The sequence below is a fragment of the Shewanella sp. AC91-MNA-CIBAN-0169 genome (assembly GCF_040310165.1).
Classification (GTDB): domain Bacteria; phylum Pseudomonadota; class Gammaproteobacteria; order Enterobacterales; family Shewanellaceae; genus Shewanella.
Genome location: NZ_JBEOPM010000050.1, coordinates 1 through 3784, shown reverse-complemented (window position 1 = coordinate 3784; position 3784 = coordinate 1). Strand labels below are relative to the sequence as shown.

3 protein-coding genes and 2 pseudogenes are annotated in these 3784 nt (G+C 39.3%); 1 reads left to right on the top strand and 4 read right to left on the bottom strand.

Features of this window, described 5'->3' with window-relative positions; genetic code table 11:
• Window positions 1-722: 722 nt before the first annotated feature.
• From AAEY98_RS22000 to AAEY98_RS21990, 3 genes and pseudogenes are all read right to left on the bottom strand, one after another.
• A pseudogene (locus tag AAEY98_RS22000) lies at window positions 723-1023 on the bottom strand (transposase); the annotation flags it as partial.
• Window positions 1024-1277: 254 nt separating this feature from the next.
• Window positions 1278-1808 carry a prepilin-type N-terminal cleavage/methylation domain-containing protein gene (locus AAEY98_RS21995; protein ID WP_188927245.1) on the bottom strand — a complete coding sequence of 177 codons (531 nt, stop codon included), beginning with the start codon at window positions 1806-1808 and terminating at the stop codon, window positions 1278-1280.
• A gap of 427 nt (window positions 1809-2235) precedes the next feature.
• Window positions 2236-2898 (bottom strand): annotated as a pseudogene (locus tag AAEY98_RS21990) (IS3 family transposase); the annotation flags it as partial.
• A gap of 49 nt (window positions 2899-2947) precedes the next feature.
• On the opposite strand from AAEY98_RS21990, the gene AAEY98_RS21985 reads away from it, so the two are divergent.
• Complete coding sequence (locus tag AAEY98_RS21985; protein ID WP_229780243.1) at window positions 2948-3112, top strand: diguanylate cyclase; 165 nt, start codon at window positions 2948-2950, stop codon at window positions 3110-3112.
• Window positions 3113-3496: 384 nt separating this feature from the next.
• Here AAEY98_RS21985 and AAEY98_RS21980 read toward each other — a convergent pair.
• Window positions 3497-3784 (bottom strand): DUF3187 family protein (locus tag AAEY98_RS21980; protein WP_351019654.1); only part of this gene is annotated, 288 nt, incomplete at its 5' end.

Here is a 3784-nt window from a genome sequence, read left to right as displayed (position 1 = left end):
TCATGCAGAATCTCCCTGCGTATATATTACGAGAAAATTCTACTTTTGAAATCTACTATTTTTAGGGGGGATTACCCATTGAATTACCTAAAATATAGGTTTTTGTCCGTATCCATACAAATAAGGAGAAGCCGCGCCTTACCCCAAGAGTTGAACAAGCCCGAACACGTGAGGTGTGACCTTTATTAGGTAAATACCAGGTCGAGAACGCTGTTGATGTGATTGTTATAGGGCAACTTTTCTGTGTTAGCAAGTTCTGTTAGCACCATCGCTAATCATTAAAATATTTTAATTTCAGTAAGTTCAATTAATTCTCTACAGTGTCAGTTAAGCCATTAACCTTGTAATTATTTTTAATATTAGGTTGTGGGCACTAAGTTTTTCGGTCGCTTCACTACGCCGATAAACCGCATTGGCTACTAGCAACTGGGGAAAATATGAGTCGCTAATCAGTGTTTGTCTCCTTGAATAAAGTTCTTCAAATTATCTTGCAACGGGAGACCAGTCGGAAGTAGGCTCACTTTCGTGACCAGACACAAGTCTGTATCTACATCGTTATAATGCAGCCTTTGCTTGTTCCAACCTCCTATACCTACACATCTGGTGATACAGATGGTTCACTCAAAAGCGGTGAATAGGGCTTCATATGACCTCATGTCGCACGCCCCAAAATTAGTTTGGAATATGCGCTTGGCTCAGTAAGAATGTACAGGATTGTTAAATTTTGACTGTCTCGAATGAAGAAAGCAACAGCATTTATTAAGATATCATTATCTATCATGGTCTGTTTTAGTTTGACTTCTATAAGCTCTATTCTTCGTTGGTTTTCAGTTAGTGTTTGGTATTTTCTGGGATTTTACCGACTAATTCAGCTTGGTACTGTATTTTCCATCTAGACACCACCGATTTACCCACAACTGACAAGTCTTCAATTTGCTTGTTAGTCTAACCCTGTTCGGCAATGAGCTTGGCATCTTCTAATTTTTGAAGGATGCGGACAGTGATTTTCGTTTTTCTAATCATGGTAAATAGTTTTAAGATTTTGCTTATTTTAAGCCATAAAGATGTACAGTTTCATTAGGCCATTACAAGAAGATAAATCTCCCACCTCAAGCGAATTAAACTTGAGTTTCGTAAGCGACTTTATGAAAAATATTGAGAAAAAGGGTGCTGGCGGAAAAGTAATACAGGGTCACATTAATCATTATGGTGTGCCTTATAATTCAAAAGTATCAGCCAATTTGTAGAGCAGGTAAAGATTGCAGATGTGACCTATCTCAATTATAAAATGCATCGATAATTTCGATTTTGCCTGTATTAAAGTAATAGTTCATCACTTTTGTTGTTTCACCGCGTTGAATAAAGTATAGGTCACGGTAGATACAGTGATCACTACTATATGTATAAGCAATATCGATATCTGACGTCATTAAGTCTGTATCTTCAACATAACCAATAGTAAAGTCTGTCGTTGTGATGCCATGCCAAAGCTCACTGCAGGCCTCATATGTACTAGTGGCAATTCCTGATGTCGAGTATGGATAACCTTCAGGGCTTGATGCCACATTACCTTCACCAAAACCGGCGAGTTTTTCTATTGCCCTCGTATTACCAGCTACATTCCAACCAGCATGATAAATAGAAACAGCACCTTTAAAGGCGGAAAATTGGCCGCTCATGGCTGAGTTTCTGGCATCCCCCTGTAAATTGATAAATTTGGATATTGCGGCTACGGCCAATATTCCAAGTATGATAATTACGATTACCAGCTCAATTAACGTAAATCCCTTTGGGTGCTGTTTTATCATTCTATTCAGTTCTGCATATGCGCTATAAAATAAGTTAGCATACTATACAGCGCTTATATTATCAGAACAACCAGCACACTAAGGATAGATATGAGAGCCAGCTGCTCGCAGGTTGAAGTTCTCACATAAAAAACCAGGTTCCCACATATTTAAGCAATACAAGCAGTTGACGCTATAAAGAACTATACCTGATAGAAATGCTACTGGGAATGGGATTAACAGTAAGAGGCATTTAAACGAAACTCATTCGTTCAAGCAAGACTATGTTGACAGCAATTCTTAGGTGTAAGTCAGGCTGTTCTCAACATCGGTAGCTGAAGTAAAGGCAAGTGCCAACTTGTACAGTTTGGTGATGACCTGTCATGCCAATGAGCTCAACCCATACAACTATCTCTAATTATAATGGTCAAGTATTTCTGGAGAGATTTTAAGCCGCTTTTTTTAACTCATTATATTTTTGATGTGGCGTCTTATAATCTATTGTTGAATGTCTGCGTTTGTAATTGTAGAACTGGATATATTACTCAACCACACTGACTACAGAACTGTGATTGACAAAGGCTAAATGGTTCAATCTTTCAGTCTTTAAACTCCTAAAGAATCGTTCCATCACGGCATTATCCCAACAATTTCCTCTACGACTCATACTTTGTTCAATACCTAAATGCTTTAGCTTTTCTCTGAACACGTTAGCTGAGTACTGGCAACTCTGGTCGGAGTGAAACATCAATGCCTGTGTATTGGGTCTTTGACGTTGTATCGCGTTATTTAATGCCGCTGTCGCTAACGCGGTATTGGGTTGGCTTGATAAGGTATACCCAACGATTTCTTTCGTTCCTAAATCAAGTACACAGGCTAAATAACTCCATCCTTGATGTGATTTTATGTAGGTAATGTCACCCACCCAATGAGTGTTATAAGTCGTAGGGTTAAACTGCCGTTTAAGCAAATTGGGTGCGTAAACATGTTCGTCACCAGTGTTAGGATAGTAATGCTTTTTCTTTGGCCTAATCGCTTTTAATCCCAAATTTTTCATTACTGTAGCAATGGCGTAAACCCCGACTTTACACTCTAAATCTAATAATCTTGCTCAAGTGCTGCCTATAAGCTGGCTACAATGTGCGCGGGAAAATCAGCCATTGACTATTATTTTATTGGATATCGATTTCTTTAAGCACTTTAATGATACCCAAGGCCACACTGAAGGCGATACGTGCTTACGCATCGCTGCGCAGAAGATACAAGACACGGTTAATCGTCCTTATGACTTAATCGTGCGTTATGGTGTTGAAGAGTTTATCTGAGTGCTACCAAACACCGATTTAATTGGCGGAACTTATTTAGCTCAGCAAATTGTTCACAGTACAGTGTCATTGAAAATAGCTCATATAAATTCACTAATATTTGAATTTGTTACTGTAAGCGCAGGGGGCAACGGTAGTGCCGATGTATGATGTGCCTAATAAAAATTTAGTTGAAGCGGCAGATAAATAATAGTACTTAGCCAAAGGCCGTGGCAGAAATAGAGTGTTAGGTTGTTTAGCAGAATAAAACACCTAGGTAACTAGAGCCCTTCGCAGCTAGATGCTATAAAAGCAAAGGCCTAGATGGCTAGAACCTAGGATCTAAGCTTAACAGCGCAGCTGTCCCTAGAAGCGCAGCGCACTATCTGCGAAGCGGCCTAGAGTCTAAAATTTATGCCGATAACCTAGTACATAAGCTATATCAGCACTGTTATCCATGTTTAAAAAGTTCTCAACCATAGTGAATTCGATGGCGCTGTTATTGAAGTAATAGCGATAACCTAACACCGCTTCATTAGAGGCTTCTGAGAAGTTTTTATCCCAACTCACCATGCCATCATAACGATGATATTCAGCTAACCAACCGTGCCTACCGCTACGATATTCGTAACCCAGCCCCAACATTAAGTAATGTGATTCGAAGGCATTTTGCGATAACGGTTCTGTATTGTG

Excerpts from the sequence above, each read along its gene's own strand:
- AAEY98_RS21995 (WP_188927245.1), bottom strand. The coding sequence starts at position 1,808 with ATGATAAAACAGCACCCAAAGGGATTTACGTTAATTGAGCTGGTAATC.